This is a genomic window from Microbacterium sp. 22242 (genome assembly GCF_052045495.1).
In the GTDB taxonomy this organism is placed as follows: Bacteria; Actinomycetota; Actinomycetes; order Actinomycetales; family Microbacteriaceae; genus Microbacterium.
The window spans coordinates 78185-96028 of the sequence record NZ_JBQEOZ010000010.1 but is presented as its reverse complement, the minus strand read 5'-3'; the positions used below and the strand labels follow the sequence as shown (position 1 = coordinate 96028).

The window sequence follows — 17844 nt, the reverse complement described above, 5'->3', positions numbered from 1 at the left end:
GCCGGACCGGCCGGTCACCGGCGGTCCACTCCGAGTTCACCGAGCTCGACCATCCGCGCGAACTCCGGCACCCGATCCCGCACCTCGGCGAAGGTCCCCTCCGCACGCACGTTCCCGGCGCTGAGGAAGACGAGCTTGTCGACGTCGCGCACGGTCGAGAGGCGATGTGCGACCACGATGATCGTCATGCGGCCGTGCAGGGTCGCGAGCGACGCGGCGATCTGCGCCTCGGTGTCGTTGTCGAGCGCGGAGGTCGCCTCGTCGAGCACGAGCACGAGAGGCTCCCGGTACAGCGCACGCGCGAGGCCGAGCCGCTGGCGCTGCCCTCCGGAGAGCCGGGTGCCTCTCTCTCCGATCACCGTCCGCAATCCGTCGGGGAGCTCTGCGATGACATCGTCGAGCCGGGCGAGGGCCAGGGCGCGCTGCACCCGCTCCGGGTCGATCTCGTCCTCGGGCAGCCCGAACGCGATGTTCGCCTGCACCGTGTCGTTCAGCAGGAACACGTCCTGCGGCACCACGGCGAGCCCGCGGTACCAGCGGGCGGGATCCGCCAGGATCGGCACGCCGCCGCACGCGATGGTCCCGCGCGTGGGTGTCAGCAGGCCGAGGACGAGGTCGACGACCGTCGACTTGCCCGCCCCGCTCGATCCGACGAACGCTGTCGTCGCGTGCTCCTCGATCACCAGGTCGATGCCGTGCACCACGGGCTCCGTCGCGTCCGGGTAGGCGAACTCGACCCCCTCCAGGCGTATGTCGCCGTGGAGGGGCTCGGCCACGAGGGGCTCCTCGACATGCGCGTCACCGCGACCGAGATCCTCCACCGCGGCGGCGAGGATCTCCATGCTCGACTCGGCCGCCCGCACCGCGCCGATGTTCTGCGTCATCAGGTTCATGGTCGGCAGTGCCCGCATGGCCGCCGCTCCGAACAGCCCGAGCGTGGCGATCGTGCCGGCCGCGGATCCGGTCGCGAACATGATCGCCGAGACGCCCGCCAGCGCCAGCGCGAAGACGACCTGCGACACCGCCGCCGGCACCGCCCCGAGCGTGGCCAGCAGCCTGTTGGCGCCGAGCAGCCGCGCCTGGGAGCCCTCGTACTCGGCGAGCAGCCGGGTTCTCGTCCCGGAGAGCCGCACCTCGCGGAAGCCGTGCACGAGCGGCAACAGGAACGACCAGCCGCGCAGGTTCGCCTCCGTGCTCGCCGCCCCGGCTCTGCGCTGCGCTGGCTGCAGGCGGCGCTGGGTGAGCGCCATCGTGCCGCCGAACAGCACGACCGTGAACGCCGTGACCAGCGGCGATGCGACCAGCAGCACTGCGCAGATCGCGACGAGCGTGAGCGCGCTCGTGTAGACCGTCAGCACGTTGGTGAGGGACGATCCCACGATCGCGGTGCCGCCGACGTTGCGCAGGATCTCCGCGTCGGAACGGCGCCGGTGCGACGCGTACGGCTCCGCGGAGTACGCGGCCAGCATGGCCGTGTTCGCGGCCACGCCGAGCCGTGCACTGCGCCCGTTCTGCCACCACACGAGCAGCACGCCCGCTCCGCTGCAGACGAGGAACAGCACGGCGATGCACAGCGCGAACACCGGGATCACCACCCGCGGATCCGCCGTGCCGAGCATGCCTGCGAGCACCCCGACCGCTCCGGACCGGGTGCCTCCGCCGGAGATGACCGACATCAGCGGGATCATCGCGACGACCGGGATCGTGCTGAGCCCGGTCTGGACGAGCATGAGCACGATCGCGACAGCGATCCACGGCACCGCGCGCACACCGGCGAGCCGCATGAGCGCGCCGAGGCCCCGGCGCACCAGCGGGTCGAAGATGATCAGCATCCGCTCTCCTCCCCCGCCGGCCGGTACGCCCGCGCGATCGCCGCCGCCATGTCGCGCGGCGTGATCAGCCGATCGCGTGCGATCAGCGGCGCGTCCGCCAGGGCGGCAGCGGTCGCGGCGAGATCGTCCGGATCCACGCAGTGCTCCCGGCCGACGATATCGGCGTTACCGCCCACGTCCGACGCCACCACGCGGAGCCCGCGTGCCACCGCGTCCAGCAGCGTGTACGAGCAGTTCTCCCAGACCGACAGTTGCGCGATCACGTCGGCCTCGGCCATCGCCGCCTCGGGGTCCAGGAAACCGGGGAACGAGACCGGCGCGCCGAGCCGCGCGGCGAGCGTCGCGAGCTCGTCCCGCAGCGGTCCCTCCCCCGCGACGGTCAGCGTCGCTTCGGGGCGGGTGACGCGCACGCGTGCGAACGCCTCGATGAGCCGGTCGATGCGCTTCTCCGCGGACAGCCGGGACAGGGCGAGGATCCGCAGCCCTGCCACAGTCTCCGAGTCGCGCACGGCGGCGCCGTCCGGCAGGGCGACGCCGTTCGGGATCACCCGGATCGGCCGCCGCATCCGCCACTTGGCGACCATGGCGTCGCGGGTCGCGCGGGAGACGGCGATCGCCCCGGCGAACCGCCGGAACCGCCACCGGTGCACGCCGGCCATGAGCTTGGCCTGCAGGGAGGAGCGATGGTAGACGCCGTCGTCGAGCGCGATGCCGTGCTCAGTCGTGAACCGCCGGACGGTGCGCGGCAGGCGGGTGGCCGCGTTCACGATGTCGGCGTAGGCGAGGTGCGAGTGCACGATCGCAGGATCCGTCGCGCGCACCGCGGTGGCGAGGGTCCGCCGGGAGGCGGCGAAGCCCGCGTCGGGGCCGAACGCACCGGTGATCACCGGGGTGCCCTGCGCCCGCAGCCGTACGGCGAGGGCGCCCTCCGGGCACAGCACGGTGACTCGCCAGCCGGGGATCCCGGCATGGGTGGCATCGAGCACGTGCCGGGCGACCCCGCCGATCGGTGCGACCGGGACGAGCCAGAGCGCGCGGCGCTCCTCCCCCCGCACGGACCGCCACTGCCGGAACAGCTCCAGCCAGCGCTCGGCCATGCGCTCGTCCGTGAAGGTGCGCTCCCAGGCGTCGGCGTTCGCCCGCCCCCAGGCAGGATCGGCGCTGAGCTCGATCCCGCGGGCGATGCCGCCCACGAGATCGTCCGGGCCGCAGAGCACGGTGTCGGGGAGGAGCGCGTGCTGGTCGACGTTGCCGCCGACCGCGGTGAACACGAGGGCCTTTCCGAGGGCGGCGGCCTCGAGCGGCAGCAGGTCGTAGTACGCCACGCGGTTCGGGACGACGACGAGGCGGGCCCGGGCGATCGCCGGGACCGGGTCGTCCTGCCAGCCGAGGTCGTGCACCCCGGCCGACGCACGGCGGTCCGGGCCGGCCCCGAGCGTGGCGAAGCGCAGCTCCGGATGCTGCGGGGCGAGCCGTTCGGCGGCGGCGAGGAACAGGTCGTATCCCTTGTGCGCCACGTAGCGGCCCACGAACAGGACGTCTCTGCGGGCGGACTCCGCTGTGCCGTCCGCGGCCCTGGCGGGGCCCGCGCCCGGATCCGCGGCGCGCTGCCCTACCGGGTCACCCGCCGAGGCGGGCTTCGGAACGCCGGAGAGCACGTAGCGCACGGGCTTGTTCGCGATGATCGCGCCGAACGCGTCCGTGTAGGCGCCGGCGGCGTGCGCCGACGGGAACACCACGAGATCCGCGCGGCGGAACAGGGCCCGCTCGGCACGGATCATCCGCCGTCGCACGCGGGCGACACCGCGTCCGGTGTGCATCATCGCGTATTCGTCGCCCGCGATCGTCGGGCTGTGCGGCATGTACCACGCCGCGGTTCCGCGCCGCCGGGCGAAGCGCAGGCGCCGCGGATCCTGAAACCCCTGGAACACGACCACGTCGGCCGCCTCGATCTGGGCGCGAAGCCTGCGCGTCATCCCGCCCTTCAGGGCGTGGCCGATCTCGTGCCGGATCCGCCCGGCGAGACCGCGCAGGCTCGGCCGAGAGCGCGGGCGCGGCGGCGCCGGAGTGCGTTCACCGGTGGCACGATTGCGCTGCCCGGTGACGATCCCGGCGAAGTCGACGTCCACGTCCCCGATGTCGAGGCGCTGCAGCGCGGATCGGAGGTTGTACGTGTACCCGGTGGGCCCGCCGCCGGGTGCGATCAGGTCGCACACGATGAGGACGCGGGTGGGATCCCTGTCGGCAGCCGGCTCAGACATGCGCCGTCACCTCGTCGGGGTGCAGCGTTCCGGACAGCCCCGCCGACTCGACCAGCCAGGCGACGTGCTTCTCCGCGATCCAGCGCGGAGAGCGGCCGATGACGCGATCCGCCGTCCTCGCCCGTCGCTGCAGGGCCCCGAGGCCGTAGCGGGCGGCCGTGCGCCGCACGAGACGGCCCCATGCCCCGGCCGACGCCCCGACGGATCCGAGCGCCTCTGCGCCGTGCTTCGCCTCGAACGCGCGCCTCGCGGCGCCGGCGAGGAATGCCCTGGTGACCCGGATCTCGGTCGTTGTCGCGGCGACGTGGTGCGCGGTCTCCAGCTCGGGCGCGAGCACGATCTCGACCCCGGCCCGGTGCAGCCGGTAGCCCCAGTCCACATCCTCCCAGCCGTAGGCGCGGAACGCGGTGTCGTACCCGCCGACCCGGTCGTAGGTCTCCCGGGTGACCGAGACGTTGCCGGCCCAGTACCGCCAGCGCGCGTCGGCGGGGGTCGCGTACGCGTCGGCTCGGAAGCGCTCGTCCCGCTCCCGCCCGTAGGCGCGTGCATAGGCGGTGTCGGGGTAGACGTTGCGGTACAGGCCGATCACGCCGCGGTTCCCGTCGGCGTGCCGCGCGAAGTGCCCGGCGACGTAGTCGGGACCGGGACGGAGGTCGTCATCGCAGCGGATCAGCACCTCGCCGCGCGCGTCGTCGAAGCCCGCGTTGAGCGCCGCGGAGCGACCGCGGTTCTCGGGGAGGACCAGCGCGCGGACAGGCAGGTCGTCGCCGGCCGCCGCGACGACCTGGGCGGATCCGTCGACGTCGCCGTCGATGACGACGATCGCCTCCCACGCGGTCTCGGTCTGCGCTCGCAGCGCGGCGAACAGGTGCGGCAGGCGGCCGGCGCCGCCCCGAGAGGGCACGACGATGCTGGCGCGCGGGGCGGTCACCGCAGCGCCTCCTCGCACACCCGGGCGCACAGCGCGGTCACGTTCTCGGCCCAGAGCGCCCAGTCCAGCGACTGCGCGTACCAGCCGCTCGCGGCGGCGCGGGAGACGGAGCCCCATTCGCCGCGTCCGAGCGCGGTCAGCCGGGCGGCCGCGGCGCCGGCGGCCGTGTCGTCGTCCGGCACGAGCCAGCCGCTGCGGCCGTCCGCGACGATGCTCGGCACGCCGCCGGTGGCGGTCGCGATGGCCGGCAGCCCGTGGGCGGCGGCGTCGGTCAGCGTGACGCCCGCGGCGTTGGCGCGGGCGAGCTCGAGCAGCACGTCGGCCCGGTCGTACTCGGAGGAGAGCCCGCCGGCGGTGAGCCGGCCGAGCGCGCGCACGCCGTCCGGCAGTGCGGGTGCGCGGCCGATCACCGTGAGCTCGATGTCGGCTCCTGCCGCCCTCGCGCGAGCCACCGCTGCGAGCGCGCGATCCCCGCCCTTGCGCTCCCACTCGCTCGCGACGAGGAGGACGCGCAGGGGGGCCGGGGCTTCGATGACGTTCGCAGGGCGCCCCGCGAGACGCTGCGTTCCGACCGCGGCCCGCAGGATCGCCGCACCCGGAGGCGCGACCACGATCCGCTCCGCCGGAACGCCGGAACGCTCGAGCCCGGCCGCGGCCCACGCGGACGCCGTCACGTACCCGCTCGTCCGCCGCGCGGCGAGGCGTCCGATCCGGCGCACCTGCAGCGCCGACAGCCGGCTCAGGCCGGTGAAGATCGAGTAGCGGTCCTTCAGATCCTCGAAGCCCGCGTCCACGTACTGCACCACCGGCACCGATCCGCCGAGGTGAGCGACGTCCACCGAGGCGGCCACCGCGAACACGACGTCCGCACCGGTCGCCGCCACCCGCCGCCGGGCGGTCCCGCCGCGTCGGCGCGAGGTCGCGAGCCCGAAGTCCCACAGGTACCGCCGCCGCGACAGCCGCGCTGCGGCCCGATCCACGAGCGCCGCCCGCACGTCCGCGGTCGAGACCGGCGTGACCTCGGCGACCGCCTGCAGCGCCCGCAGCATCGGCTGCACGATCCCGGACCACGCCGTAGGATCGTCCGTCCTCCACGGGGTGAGGAAGGCGATCCGCACACGGCCGGGATCCGTCACAACCACTGCTCCATCCGGTCCAGGGCGGTCCAGAATCCCTCGCCGTTGTTCACGTGTCCCTGCCAGATCTCCGGGATGAACGGCACGGCCGGCAGCAGCGCATCGAGCTGTGCGCCGAACGCCGGCCAATCGATGTCGCCCTCGCCGACCTGCACGCCCTCGCCGTCCACGCCCGTCGCGTCGACCAGGTGCAGGTGGATCGTGTGCGCCGCGAGCAGGTCGACGGCCTCGGAGAACGCCATGCCCAGCCAGGTGGTGGCGAGCTTGGTGTGCGAGGCGTCGAAGCACAGCGGCGTCCCGGTCTCCTCCGCGAACTGCGCGGTGTCGCGAGGGTCCACGAACAGGTTGTGGAACTGCTGCCCGCCCATCAGCCACGGGTACGGCGGCAGGGTCTGCGCGGCGATGCGCACGCCGTCGGCGTCGAGCCGGCCGAGCGCGTCCGCGATCCGCGCGTACTTGGGCGCGCGGGCGGTCGGCGGCAGGTGCCGGTCCTTCGTGAACCCGCCCATCGTGACGACCATGACCGGATCCTGCTCCGCGGTGAACCAGCGGCGCAGGTCGCGGGTCACGTCGATCGTGCGCTGCACCTCGCGGATCGAGCGCTCCCAGATCTCAGGATCCTCGGACGCGAGGTCGACGAGGAAGTCGCCCGCGAACAGGTCGGGCAGATGCGTGGTGAACGCGATCGGGAGCCGCTCGGCGAAGACGCCGTCCGGGGCGATGTCCAGATCCTTGTAGGAGAAGTGGAACTCGAGGAAGTCGGGGTTGCTCTGCTCGCGCAGCGCGGCCTCGTCGTGGTACCGGACCGGCAGCCCCCACGGGCGGCGGAAGGAGAACGGGCGGCCGGCGGGCGCGGCGTCGCGCAGATCGCCGTCGAAGAAGAAGTCGCCGTCCGCCATGTCGCGCTGCAGCGTGCGGCCGAGCAGCTGCGGCAGCACGTTCGGCTGCAGGCCGCGACCCGGGCTCTTCACCGCGACGTCCGCGGCGGCCAGCACCGTGCCGGCGGCGAGCGGGCGCGCGGCGACGAGCGACTTGGCCAGGGTCACCCGGTTCATCTGCTCGCCGGTGGAGACCGTGCGCGCGGCACCCGTTCCCATCGACGCCTCGATGTCGCGGATCTGCTCGACCATGATCCGGAACTCGTCCGGCAGCAGGGAGACGGTGTGGTCGTTGCCCTCCATGCCGCGATCGACGGTGAAGTGCTTCTCGATGATGTGCGCTCCCCGCACGACCGCAGCGACCGGCACGTGCCAGCCGCGCTCGTGCCCCGAGTAGCCCACCACGCCCTGGCCGATCTCGGCGAGCCGGTCGAGGTAGCTGAGGTTCAAGTCCTTGTACGGCGCGGGGTAGGTGGACTGGCAGTGCAGCAGCGCGAACGGCGCGCCCTGGCCGCGCAGCAGCGCCACCGTCTCGAGGATCTCGCTCTCCCGCGACATGCCGGTGCTCAGCACGAGCGGCACGCCGCGACCGGCCGCGTCCAGGATCAGGGCGTGGTTGGTGAGGTCGGCGGAGGCGATCTTCATCGCGGGGATCCCGTAGTCGGCGAGGGCCTGCACGCTGGGCGCGTCCCAGGGCGTGCACATCACGTCGATGCCGGCGTCGCGGGCGTGGTCGAACACCTCGAACAGCTGCTCCGCCGGCAGCGAGAACCGCCGCAGCAGATCGAGCGTGTACTGCACGCCGAGGTCCTCACCCCCGGCTGCCGCTCCGCGCTGGCGGTACAGCGCGTCCAGGTCGCGCAGCTGGAACTTCACCGCGTCGGCGTCGGCCTCGACGGCGAGGTCGACGAGCCGCTTGGCGAGGTCGACGGATCCGTTGTGGTTGTTTCCGACCTCGGCGATCACGAACGTGGGATGGCCGGCGCCGATCTCGTGGCCGCCGATCCGCAGGGTCCCGGTCTCGTCGACCGCGATCGCCCACAGGTGCCCGCGGTCGTCGACCATCGGCACGTGGTGCACGCCGTCGCGGCCGAGCAGCGGCGCGATCTCGGCGACGGCCGCCCCGCGCGGCACCGTCCGGACGCCGCGGTTCGCGACCGTCGCGCACGACACGTCGAGCGAGGCGTCGGGGTTCGCGATCAGCCAGCGCCGGAAGTCGCCGTCGGAGAGGGATCCCAGCAGGATCCCGTGCGCGTCGACGCAGAACACGATCCGCTGCTTGTTCGCGTTGATCTTCGCGAGTCCGGTGAGCACCGGATCCTCCCCGAAGACGATGTAGGGCGCGAGGTCCCGTTCGATGATCACGAGGGATCCCCCTGTCCGCTTCCGAGCCCCTCGCCGCCGGACCGCGAGAAACCACTTTCAGCATGAGACACCACAGCAGACGTGGTGTCTCGTGCTGGATCTGGTTTCTCGCGGGATCCTGCTGCTCCCCCGGGCGCCTCAGCTGCGGCGAGGTCCTCCAGCACGCTCTCGGCGATGCGCAGGTCGACCAGGGTGTCGATGTCGACGCCCTCGGCCTCGTCCATCACGAACAGGCCGACGCGGCCGCCGATCCGGTTGTCCTGCTGCTCGTACACCTCTGTGCGGGTGAGGTAGAGGGATCCGGTCTCGCGGTAGAAGAAGTCCTCGCGGTGCAGATCCTGCCGACGCGGCCGCGCCGCCGGGTCGTACTGCGGGCGCACGTCGCCGCCGTCCGTCTCCGGCAGCCGCCACAGGAACGGCGTCTGCGGCACCACGCCGACCAGGCTGTCCACGCCGGTGTCGGCGAACTCGCGCACGGCGCGGTCGATCGTGCCGGGCAGCCGCACGGGCGACGTGGCCTGCAGCAGCATCACGGCGTCGGGGCGGCGGCCCTCGGCGGCGCGGTGGCGGATCGCGTGCAGGATCACGGGCTCGGTGGGCGTCGTGTCCTGCGCGAGCTCGGCGGGGCGCAGGAACGGCACGTCGGCGCCGGCCGCGCGCGCGATCTCGGCGAGCCCGGCATCGTCGGTCGACACGAGGACGTCGAGGCCCGCGGCGAGCGCCTGCGCGATGCTCCACTCCACGAGCGGCCGTCCCGCCACGAGACGGGCGTTCTTGCCCGGGATGCCCTTGGATCCGCCGCGCACGGGGATCACGCACAAGATGTTCATCGTCCTCCTTCGGCCAGGGCGAGTACCGCACCGGCGATCGCCCTGGCGGGTTCGACCGCGGCCCGCTCCGGAGCCGCGGTGGGGGCGTCGCCCCACGCGGCGAGCCCGTACCGGTCCCAGAACTCGCTCACCCAGTCTGGGGGATGCACGCAGGTCACCCAGGCGTCGCGGCCGGACGCCGCCGCCTCCAGCACGCCGGTGGAGAAGATCGACACGACAGGGCCGGCGGTCGCCGACAGCGGTCCCGGCTCGGCGAAGCGGATCCCCCTGCGCCGCCACAGCGCGTGCTGCGCGCGGGACACCCGGTCGGTCTCGGCGGGGTGCGGACGGTACAGCGCGCCGTGCTCGCGGCAGAACGCGGTGGCCGTGGCCGCGCTGATCCGGCGCGGCAGCTCGGCGCCGTGCAGCTGCCCGAGGAAGACCGGGGCGTCCGACCGCCCGTCCCCCCGCGCGTCCGGCCGTGCCGGGCCGCCGCCGGCGCCACTGCCGGCGACCGCGGATCCGGCCGCCCGCCACAGCAGCTGGCTGCCCACGCTCTCGCTGGTGACGTCGGCGCGGCCGGAGCGCCAGAACTCCGCGTCGCGGTCGGAGAAGGCGAGCAGGTGGGCTCGCTCGGGCAGCGGCGCCATGAACGGCGTGAGCAGCCCGTGCTGGACCACCACGTACCGGGCTCCGAGCTCCTGCGACCACCCGAACGCGACCTGCCCCGCGGGCAGGAAGTGCCCGGCCGACACCACGGCCCGCACGGATCGCAGCGACGCAGGCACGGCGGCGGGATCCACGACCTCGGTCGTCCACTCCCCCGGCAGCCGCGCCGACACGTCACCGGGCGCGAGCACGGCGGCGGGGGCGTCGCCGAGGTGCGCGAGCGGTTCGAGCACGGAGGCGAGGGCGGTCGGGGTGGTGGCGTCGAGCACGAACAGCACGCCAGGATCGGCCGCTCGACGATGCAGCACGAGAGCCGCCGCGAGCGGGGCGGGACGCCGCAGCAGATCGCGCGCACGCCGGGCCGGATGCCGGCCGCGCTGCCAGCGCCGCCAGGCCGCGAGATCCTCCGGGAACATCAGGCCCATGCCGCACGCACCTTCCGCATGCGGTGCACCAGGGTGTGCTCGGCGAGCGTGCGCCGCCGGCCCGCCTCGCGGATCCCCCGCGCCCAGGCCGGATCCCTGCGGGCGTGGCGCACCTGCTCGATGAGCTCCTCGTCGCTCTCGAACACGAGCGTCTCGGTGCCGACCTCGTAGTGCTGGGCCACGTCGGGGCGGTCCACGAGCTGCAGCGCGCCGACGCCCGGCGCCTCGTAGGTGCGCATCGAGAACCCGTCGTGCCCGTCGCCGTGGATGTTCAGGGTGGCGACGCTCCCGGCCATGACCCCGTAGTAGGCGGCGCGGTCGACGTCGCGGTGCACGAGGATCCCGGGGTTCCGCCAGCGTCCCGTGCGCAGCACGTCCCACGGGTGCCGCGACCACTCCCGCCCGAACGCCTCGACCGGCACGCCCGCGTCGGACAGGGCCCGCAGCAGCCGCTCCCGCTCGGGGTAGCGCGATCCGACGAAGCTGACCCGATCGCTCGGGCGCGGCGTGAACGCGGTGAGCGAGTCGAAGCCGTCCGGCAGCACCTCGGCGGCGATGCCCCTGCGCTGCAGGGCGCGGGTGTCGTCGGGGCTGTAGGAGAACACGTGTCCGACGGAGCCCAGCGTCGCATCGTCGTAGGTCATCCGGGACAGCTCGTCGTACAGCCACAGCGCGCTGCGGGCGCGCGACGCGGCCAGCTCGTCCCACCAGTCCGGGCCGAGCGCGTCGCCCTTCACCACGAGCACGGCGTCGGGATCCACCGCAGCGAGCGTCTCGATCGTCGCCTCCGTGGCGGCCTCCCGCACCCCGGCGGCCACGGTGGAGCGCTCGAACCGGTGCGCGAGCGCGTTGCCCAGGCGGTCGCCGGCGTCGTAGCAGTGCACGGTCACGTCGAGCTCGAGCGCCTCGAGCGCGGCCGCGAACGCGCTCCAGTAGCCGTGGAACACCGGGCTGACCAGCAGAACCTTCATCACGGCCCCCCGGTGGCGGCGGCGGCGGACGTCTCGCCGGTCCCTGCGGCAGTGGCGGACGTCTCGCCGGTCTCTGAGCCTGTCGAAGGGCCCCCGGGCCGGATCGCCGCCAGCTCGCGCCGGAAGGTGCGCAGCGGCTCGACGTCCCGGCCGAGCATCCGCCGTCCCGCGTTGAACGCGAGGTTGACCGTGCTCGCCACCCGCAGCGCGAACCGCAGCAGCGCGGGCCGCTCCCGCCACTTCGCGGCATAGCGCAACCGCGCCTGCACCACCCAGCGCACCCGGCGCCCGGCCTCGGAGGATCCGCCGCCCTCGTGCCGCACCACGACCGTGCCGAGGAACACGGATCCGACACCGCCTGCCGTGAGGCGACGCTGCAGGTCGACCTCCTCGACGTTCATGAAGTAGCGCTCGTCGAAACCGCCCACGACGCGGAACGCGGCGGTCGGGATCAGCAGCGCGGCGCCGACCACCCAGTCCACCGGCAGCACTGCGCCGGGCACGCACCGGGTGTCGTGGCCGACCGCCTCGTGCAGCCGCGGACGGAACCGGGCGAGCGGTGTGAGCCATTCCACGACGTGGTGGCGAGTGCGCGGCCAGCGCCGCCCCGACCACTGCGTCACGCCGTCGAAGCCCACGAGCAGCGGCCCGCACACCGCGGGCTGCCAGGGCTCGGCCGCGCGCACGAGGTCCGCGACGAACGACAGGCCGATGTCGAGGTCGCTGTTCAGCACGAGCAGCAGCGGGTGCTCGGCGAGCGCGGCCCCGGTGTTCACGGCCGCGCCGAAGCCGCCGTTGACCTCCCGGCGCACCACGCTCGCCCCCTCGACCGGCGGGAACGGCTCGGGCGAGGCGTCGTCGACCACGATGAGCTGCAACGGCGGCGCCGCGGTCTGCGCCCGCAGAGCGGCGATCAGCGCCCTGGTCGGGGCGGGGTCGCCGTGGTGCGGCACCACGACCGACACGGCTGCGGCGCGGCCGGCGATCGAGGGGCGGATCCCGGTCGCCGGCGCCGACCGGACGGCGTTCACGGCTGGGAGTTCCTGCGGGCGTAGCGCGGGCCGACCACGGCGCTCGGATCCTCGGGCCCCACCGGCTCGGCCGGCTCGTCCTGCGCGCGCGACGTGATCGGGACGCGCGGGACCGCCGTGCGATGCAGCCGCGGACGCGTCGCCGGCACGAGCGCGACCCCGCCATCCGTGCCGTCGTCGTCGCGCACCTCGCGGGGGCCCCCGTCGCCGGCGGCCTCGTCGTCGCGGCCGCCCGCGGCGGCCTCCTGCGGCGCATCGAATGACGCGGGGCTGAGGTTCGCCATCGCGGCGAACTCGGCGATCGCGTCCTCGTCCTCCTCCGCGCGGCGGGACTGCACGTAGTAGCGGCTGTTCTTCTGGTAGTAGCCGTAGCCGTTGTCGCCGCCGCGCAGCGAGACCATGTTCAGAACCACGCCGAGGATCCTGGCCCTGGTCTGCGCGAGCAGGGTGCGCGTCTCGACCACCTCGGAGCGGCGGGTGCGCCCCATCGCCACGACGAAGACCAGCCCGTCCACGACCGTGCTGAGCACGCTCGCGTCGGTGACGGGCAGCACCGGCGGCGCGTCCACCACGATGTAGAAGTCCCGGCGCAGCTCGGCGAGCAGGTGCTGCAGCGCAGAGGATCCCAGCATCTCGGACGGGTTCGGCGGGATCCCGCCGGCCGGCAGCACGAACAGGTTCGGATCCGCGGTGCGCTGGATGGCGCTCGCGACCGGCACCTGGCCGCTGAGCACCTCGCTCAGCCCGACCGCCCCGTCGATCTCGAAGCCGGTGGCCACCGTCGGGCGGCGCAGATCGCCGTCGATCACGAGCGTGCGCTGCCCGGATTCGGCGAGCGCGCGCGCCAGCGACCGGGCCACCTCCGACTTCCCCTCGCCGAGGTTGGCGCTCGTGACCATCACCACGCGCACCTCCTGATCGACGCTGGAGAACCGCAGCCCGGTGCGGATCTGCCGGTAGGCCTCGTGCGCGACCGCGCGAGCCAGCGCGTCCTTCTTGCCGCGCCGCCTGCGGTCGAGCTTCGGCACCCGGCCGAGCACCCCCGTGCCCACGAGCGCAGGGATGTCGGTGTGCGCGCGCACCCGCACGTCCAGCGCACGGCGCAGCAGCATCACGATCAGTCCGAAGACCAGGCCGGCCAGCGCGCCGAGGCCGATCGCGAGCGGCTTGTTCGGTGCGGACGGCCGGGTCGGCGCGACGGCCTCGTCCATCGGCACGATCGCGATGCCGTCGGTCGCCGCACCGGTGGTCGCAGTGGCCGGCGTGCCGGTGGTCGCTGTGGTCGGCGTGCCGGGCGCAGGTGTGGCGGCGGCCCCGGCCACCTCCTCGATGTGCGCGACGACCTTCGCGAGCGCGTGCAGCGCCCCGTTCGCGAGCTTCAGCGCGCTCCGCGGATCCGAGGCGTTCGCGGTGACCTCGACCAGGGTGCTGCCGGGCACGACCCGGGCACTCAGGGTGCCGTGCAGCTCGGAGGCCGGCACCCCGGCATCCTTCGCGATCTCGTCGCGCACCTGGCTGGAGTCGATCAGCGGCATGTAGGCGCCCGCCCGGGCGACGGCCTCGTCGGATCCGGCGACCACCGAGGTGCCGGTCGCGGCGATGAACCCGGTGGCCTGGGAGCTGTACACCGGGGTCGCGACGAGGCCGTAGCCGAAGCCGGCGAGCGCGCCCAGCACGACCCCGAGGAAGAGGTATTTCCAGCCCCGCCGGATCAGCGTGATGAGGTCGAGTACAGTCACGACAGGCTCCCCAAAGCATCGTCGGGGAGCGATTCCCTAAAGCCCCAAGCGCCTTCTCCCCAGCCGACGCTTGCGGGTAGTCTAGCCATCCGCCGCCCCGGTGTCCCCCTCCCGGGCGAATCCGATCTGACCGGAATATCGGATGGCTTCCGTCCTCGCCGTCGCCCGCACCGGCGAAGAACGCGGTCGTCCTGACCCCGGACGACCCCGCCGCCCTAGAATCGGCGCGTGGCCATCGCGAGCACGGGAGTGTCGCCGGCGCCACGGGGTGGGGCGTCCCGGGCGCTGCTTCCGAGCGCCTGGCTGATCCCGGACGGGCACTCGGCGCGGATCCTCGACGCGATCGGCGGAGCGTTCCTGGTGTATCGCAGCGGCATTCCGGGCTTCCCGCTGCCGATCCCGCAGCTCGTCATCATCGCGATCCTCGTGCTCGCCGTGTTCCGCCGGCCCACGCGCTCGTTCGCGTCCGCCGGGTGGTACCCGCTCACGATGACGCTGCTGCTCGTGTTCCTGGCCGCGGAGACGTATCTGAACGGGCTGGATCCGATCCGGCGGGCGGGCAGCTTCGCCGCGCTGATGGCGTTCGCCGGGTTCCTCGCCAGCGGGCGGATCGACGTCGGCTCGGTGCTCAAGGGCCTCGGACTCGGCCTGGTGCTGAACGCCGTGCTGTTCTATCTGCACGTCGCGCCGAACGCCTACGAGGGCAAGCTCACCGGGTTCCTGCAGGACAAGAACGCCGCGGCCCTCATCTACGCGGTGGGCGCGCTCCTGCTCGCGATCGTCACCCGGCGGACCCTGTTCCGGTTCCTGATCCTCTTCGCCGGCGCCGTCGCGATCGTGCTCACCGACTCGCGCACCACGATGGCCGCGTACGCCGTGGCGGTGGCGTACCTGCTCGTGTCGGCGAAGCTGGGCCGCGGGATCCAGGTCGCCGCGCTGGCCGCCGCCGTGCTCGTCTTCTTCTGGGCGGACAACAACCTCACCACGCTCGGCGACTACGCGTTCGACCGCAAGGGATCCGACGCGTTCCGGATGCGGATCGACTTCGCGTCCGCGCTCAAGGCCCAGGCCGCGCCCTGGTACGGCAGCGGCCTGGGCACCGCGACCGTCAACCTCGACTCCGGCACCTGGTTCTTCCACAACTCGTACCAGGGGCTGATCGTGGAGGGCGGGGCGGTGCTCACCGTGGTCACGATCGCGGTGTACCTGATCGCCGGGCTCGGACTCCGCACGAACGGCTTCGTCGACGCGACGACGTTCGACGCCAGGGCGATCACGGCGGCGGCCCTGGTCGTGTTCCTCTGCGCGGTCCGGCTCGGCGAGGTGTTCTACGCACCGATCGGGTTCCTCGTGATCGGGGTGGGGCTGGCGCGGCTGCTGGATCCGATCGAGCGGGGCCGACCCTGGTGGGCCTCCTGAGATGACTGCGCCCGCCCCCTCCCGCGTGCCCGCCTGGGCCAACGTCCACCTCTCGCACGCGGCGCTGCAGCGCATCGCCGACGAGGCCGGCGTCGACCTGCTGCACATCAAGGGTCCCGCCACCGACGCCGCACTGCGCCGCGGCATGCACCGGTCCGCCGACGCCGACGTCCTCGTCCGGCCCGCGCACCTGGATCGGCTGACCGCCGCGCTGCTCGCCCGGGGCTGGACGCTCTACACCGGCTTCGACGAGGGCTCGCCGTTCGGCCACGCCGCGAACTACGCGCACCCGTCGTGGAGCTTCGCCGACGTGCACCGCCGGCTGCCCGGCCCTCGCGCCGACCCGGGTGTCGTGTTCGACCGGCTGTGGCGCGATCGCGGTGTCGCGTCCATCGCGCACCGGCCGTGCACGGTGCTGTCACCGGCCGGGCAGGTGCTCGTGCAGACGCTGCACGCGGCGCGGTCGCGCGGATCCGAGCAGTCCGACGCGTGGCTGCTGTGCGGCGACGAGCTGCGCGCCGAGACGCGCCGGCTCGCCGAGGAGCTGCAGGCGGCCACCGCCCTCGCCGCCGGAATCGGCGAGCTGGACGAGCACCGGGGCGCACCGGATCACGCGCTGTGGAGCTACTGGTCGCGCAGCGACGGCGACCGCCTGGACGAGTGGGCGGCCAGGCTCCGCGCCGCGGACGGATGGCTGGCGCGGATGCGGGTGCTGCGTCAGGCGCTGCGGGTCAACCGCACGCACCTGGCCCTGCGGCTGGGCCGTGAGCCCTCCCGCGGCGAGGTCCTGCGGGAGCAGGCGGCGCGGATCCGGCTCGCGGGCCTCGCGCTGCGGCGGCGGCTGAACGGGGCCCGTTCATGACCGGCTACGCCATCTCCCCGGATGTCGCCTGGCTCGAGGCGGCGGAGGCCGACGGCCCGGAGCACGTCGTGTGGGCCGCGCGCCTCGACACCGCCGAGCAGTTCGAGTTCACCGACACCGGCTGGCTGATCTGGATGCTGCTCTCCGACGGCGTCTCGACGGTGCCGGAGCTGCAGGCCGAGCTGACCCGGATCCACGCCGAACTCGGCTCCCGGGCCGGCGCGGAGAACATCGACCGCCCCTCCCTGCTCGCGTTCCTGGACGACCTCACCCGGAACGGGCTGCTCATCGCCCTGCCCGAGCCGTCCCACAGTCCCTGAGCGAACGCATCGAGACCCCGGGCCGCCGTCACGCCGCCCTGCGGTTCCCCTGATCGACCGCCGGCTGCGGCTCCCGCCGGATCCCGAGCGTCTGCACGAGCTCCGTCACCCGCCGCCGTCCGGCCTCGGGCGAGAACTCCGCGATCCAGCGCTCGAACAGCGCGCCTCTCCGCGCGGGCATGTTCCCGCCCGCCACCGCCGCGATCCGATCCGCCAGCGCCTGCGGATCCCCCGCCGGCACCACGTGTCCCGCCGGCCCGACCACCTCGGGCAGCGCGCCCGCGTCGCTGACGATCAGCGGCACGCGCGCGACCATCGCCTCGGCGGCGACCAGACCGAACGACTCCGGGACGACCGACGGCACCACGAGCAGGTCGATCGTGTCGAAGAAGTCGGCGGCGTCCACCCACCCTGCGCGGTGGGTGATCCGGGCCACGGGGCCGAGTGCCTCCTCCATGATCACGAGGTCGGCCTCGGGCACGAACAGCGGCTCGCCTCCGAGCACGAGGCGGTAGCGACCGGGCGTGCGCTCCTCGAGCAGCCGCACGGCCTCGGCGAGCACCGGCACGCCCTTGTCGATGCCGAGCCGCCCGAGGAACCCGATCCGGATCGCGCCGCGCGGATCGGGCCTCGGCCTCGCCCGGCGGATCGGCTCCGTCCAGTTCGGCAGCACCACGGCGCCCGGCACCCTCGGCAGCATCGCCTGCGCGGGGACGAGGGTGGCGACGGATCCGCGCCGGGCGATCCCCGCGAGGATCCGGTGCAGCCCGGCCGGCTGCTGATGCAGGTGCACCAGACGCTCCACCCGCCCGGCCGTCGCGAAGGACGGGACCAGGCCGTTGCACCAGAGCAGGCCGTCGGTGCGGGTGCGATCCCACCGGCGCAGCGCCCGCATCCAGGAGAGGCGGCGGCGTGCTGCGAGTCCGATCGTCGGCAGCCCTGCCGCCTCAGCCGCCTCGCACACCGCCGAGCCGCCCGGAGCCACCACGGTGACGTCCACCCCGATCGCTCGCAGAGCCTCGGCGAGTCGCAGCAGCATCACCTCGCCGCCGCCGATCGCGCCGTTGTTGGACGCCAGATAGACCTTTTCGAAGCGCGCTCGACGCGCCAGGGCATGCTCGCCCATCCGTGCCTCCCCAGTGGCACATCGGATGCCTCCCACAGGCACCGCAGCCTCGGGTCGGCTGCACTCTGCA

Annotated in this window: 14 protein-coding genes; 3 read left to right on the top strand and 11 right to left on the bottom strand. The window is 73.7% G+C overall.

All coding sequences use genetic code 11. From position 1 onward, the window contains the following. Positions 1–14: 14 nt before the first annotated feature. Genes ACTJJZ_RS12330 through ACTJJZ_RS12285 form a run of 10 tightly spaced genes read right to left on the bottom strand, consistent with a single transcriptional unit; the run spans position 15 to position 14047 of the window. Positions 15–1832 (bottom strand): ABC transporter ATP-binding protein, encoded by a 1818-nt coding sequence (locus ACTJJZ_RS12330; protein WP_440721480.1) that lies wholly within the window; start codon positions 1830–1832, stop codon positions 15–17. Then, complete coding sequence (locus tag ACTJJZ_RS12325; protein ID WP_440721479.1) at positions 1826–4093, bottom strand: glycosyltransferase family 4 protein; 2268 nt, start codon at positions 4091–4093, stop codon at positions 1826–1828. The genes ACTJJZ_RS12330 and ACTJJZ_RS12325 overlap by 7 nt, the downstream gene beginning before the upstream one ends. Further along, positions 4086–5024, bottom strand: coding sequence for a glycosyltransferase family 2 protein (locus tag ACTJJZ_RS12320; protein ID WP_440721478.1), 939 nt, complete (start codon positions 5022–5024; stop codon positions 4086–4088). The genes ACTJJZ_RS12325 and ACTJJZ_RS12320 overlap by 8 nt, the downstream gene beginning before the upstream one ends. Next, a complete protein-coding gene (locus tag ACTJJZ_RS12315) occupies positions 5021–6160 on the bottom strand; it encodes a glycosyltransferase (protein ID WP_440721477.1) in 1140 nt (379 codons plus the stop codon). Before ACTJJZ_RS12315 ends, ACTJJZ_RS12320 begins: the two co-directional genes overlap by 4 nt. Then, positions 6157–8403 carry an N-acetylneuraminate synthase family protein gene (locus tag ACTJJZ_RS12310; protein ID WP_440721476.1) on the bottom strand — a complete coding sequence of 749 codons (2247 nt, stop codon included), beginning with the start codon at positions 8401–8403 and terminating at the stop codon, positions 6157–6159. The genes ACTJJZ_RS12315 and ACTJJZ_RS12310 overlap by 4 nt, the downstream gene beginning before the upstream one ends. Next, complete coding sequence (locus ACTJJZ_RS12305; protein ID WP_440721475.1) at positions 8400–9233, bottom strand: acylneuraminate cytidylyltransferase family protein; 834 nt, start codon at positions 9231–9233, stop codon at positions 8400–8402. Before ACTJJZ_RS12305 ends, ACTJJZ_RS12310 begins: the two co-directional genes overlap by 4 nt. Continuing rightward, positions 9230–10306 (bottom strand): hypothetical protein, encoded by a 1077-nt coding sequence (locus ACTJJZ_RS12300; RefSeq protein ID WP_440721474.1) that lies wholly within the window; start codon positions 10304–10306, stop codon positions 9230–9232. Before ACTJJZ_RS12300 ends, ACTJJZ_RS12305 begins: the two co-directional genes overlap by 4 nt. Further along, positions 10297–11277, bottom strand: a complete 981-nt coding sequence (locus ACTJJZ_RS12295; RefSeq protein WP_440721473.1) for a CgeB family protein — start codon at positions 11275–11277, stop codon at positions 10297–10299. The genes ACTJJZ_RS12300 and ACTJJZ_RS12295 overlap by 10 nt, the downstream gene beginning before the upstream one ends. Continuing rightward, positions 11277–12308, bottom strand: coding sequence for a glycosyltransferase family 2 protein (locus tag ACTJJZ_RS12290; RefSeq protein ID WP_440721472.1), 1032 nt, complete (start codon positions 12306–12308; stop codon positions 11277–11279). Before ACTJJZ_RS12290 ends, ACTJJZ_RS12295 begins: the two co-directional genes overlap by 1 nt. Continuing rightward, entirely contained in the window at positions 12305–14047 is a 1743-nt protein-coding gene (locus ACTJJZ_RS12285; protein ID WP_440721471.1) for a polysaccharide biosynthesis tyrosine autokinase, read from the bottom strand. Before ACTJJZ_RS12285 ends, ACTJJZ_RS12290 begins: the two co-directional genes overlap by 4 nt. A 228-nt stretch (positions 14048–14275) precedes the next feature. Between ACTJJZ_RS12285 and ACTJJZ_RS12280 the strand changes: the two genes are divergently transcribed. The 3 genes from ACTJJZ_RS12280 to ACTJJZ_RS12270 are packed head-to-tail and all read left to right on the top strand — an operon-like array spanning position 14276 to position 16648. Continuing rightward, positions 14276–15466, top strand: coding sequence for an O-antigen ligase family protein (locus ACTJJZ_RS12280; protein WP_440721470.1), 1191 nt, complete (start codon positions 14276–14278; stop codon positions 15464–15466). Between the two features lies 1 nt (position 15467). Next, on the top strand, positions 15468–16328 hold the full coding sequence (locus ACTJJZ_RS12275; protein ID WP_440721469.1) for a nucleotidyltransferase family protein: 861 nt from the start codon (positions 15468–15470) through the stop codon (positions 16326–16328). Further along, positions 16325–16648 carry a hypothetical protein gene (locus ACTJJZ_RS12270; protein ID WP_440721468.1) on the top strand — a complete coding sequence of 108 codons (324 nt, stop codon included), beginning with the start codon at positions 16325–16327 and terminating at the stop codon, positions 16646–16648. Before ACTJJZ_RS12275 ends, ACTJJZ_RS12270 begins: the two co-directional genes overlap by 4 nt. 28 nt (positions 16649–16676) lie before the next feature. On the opposite strand, the gene ACTJJZ_RS12265 is transcribed toward ACTJJZ_RS12270, so the two are convergent. Next, positions 16677–17774 carry a glycosyltransferase gene (locus tag ACTJJZ_RS12265; protein WP_440721467.1) on the bottom strand — a complete coding sequence of 366 codons (1098 nt, stop codon included), beginning with the start codon at positions 17772–17774 and terminating at the stop codon, positions 16677–16679. Between the last annotated feature and the right edge of the window lie 70 nt (positions 17775–17844).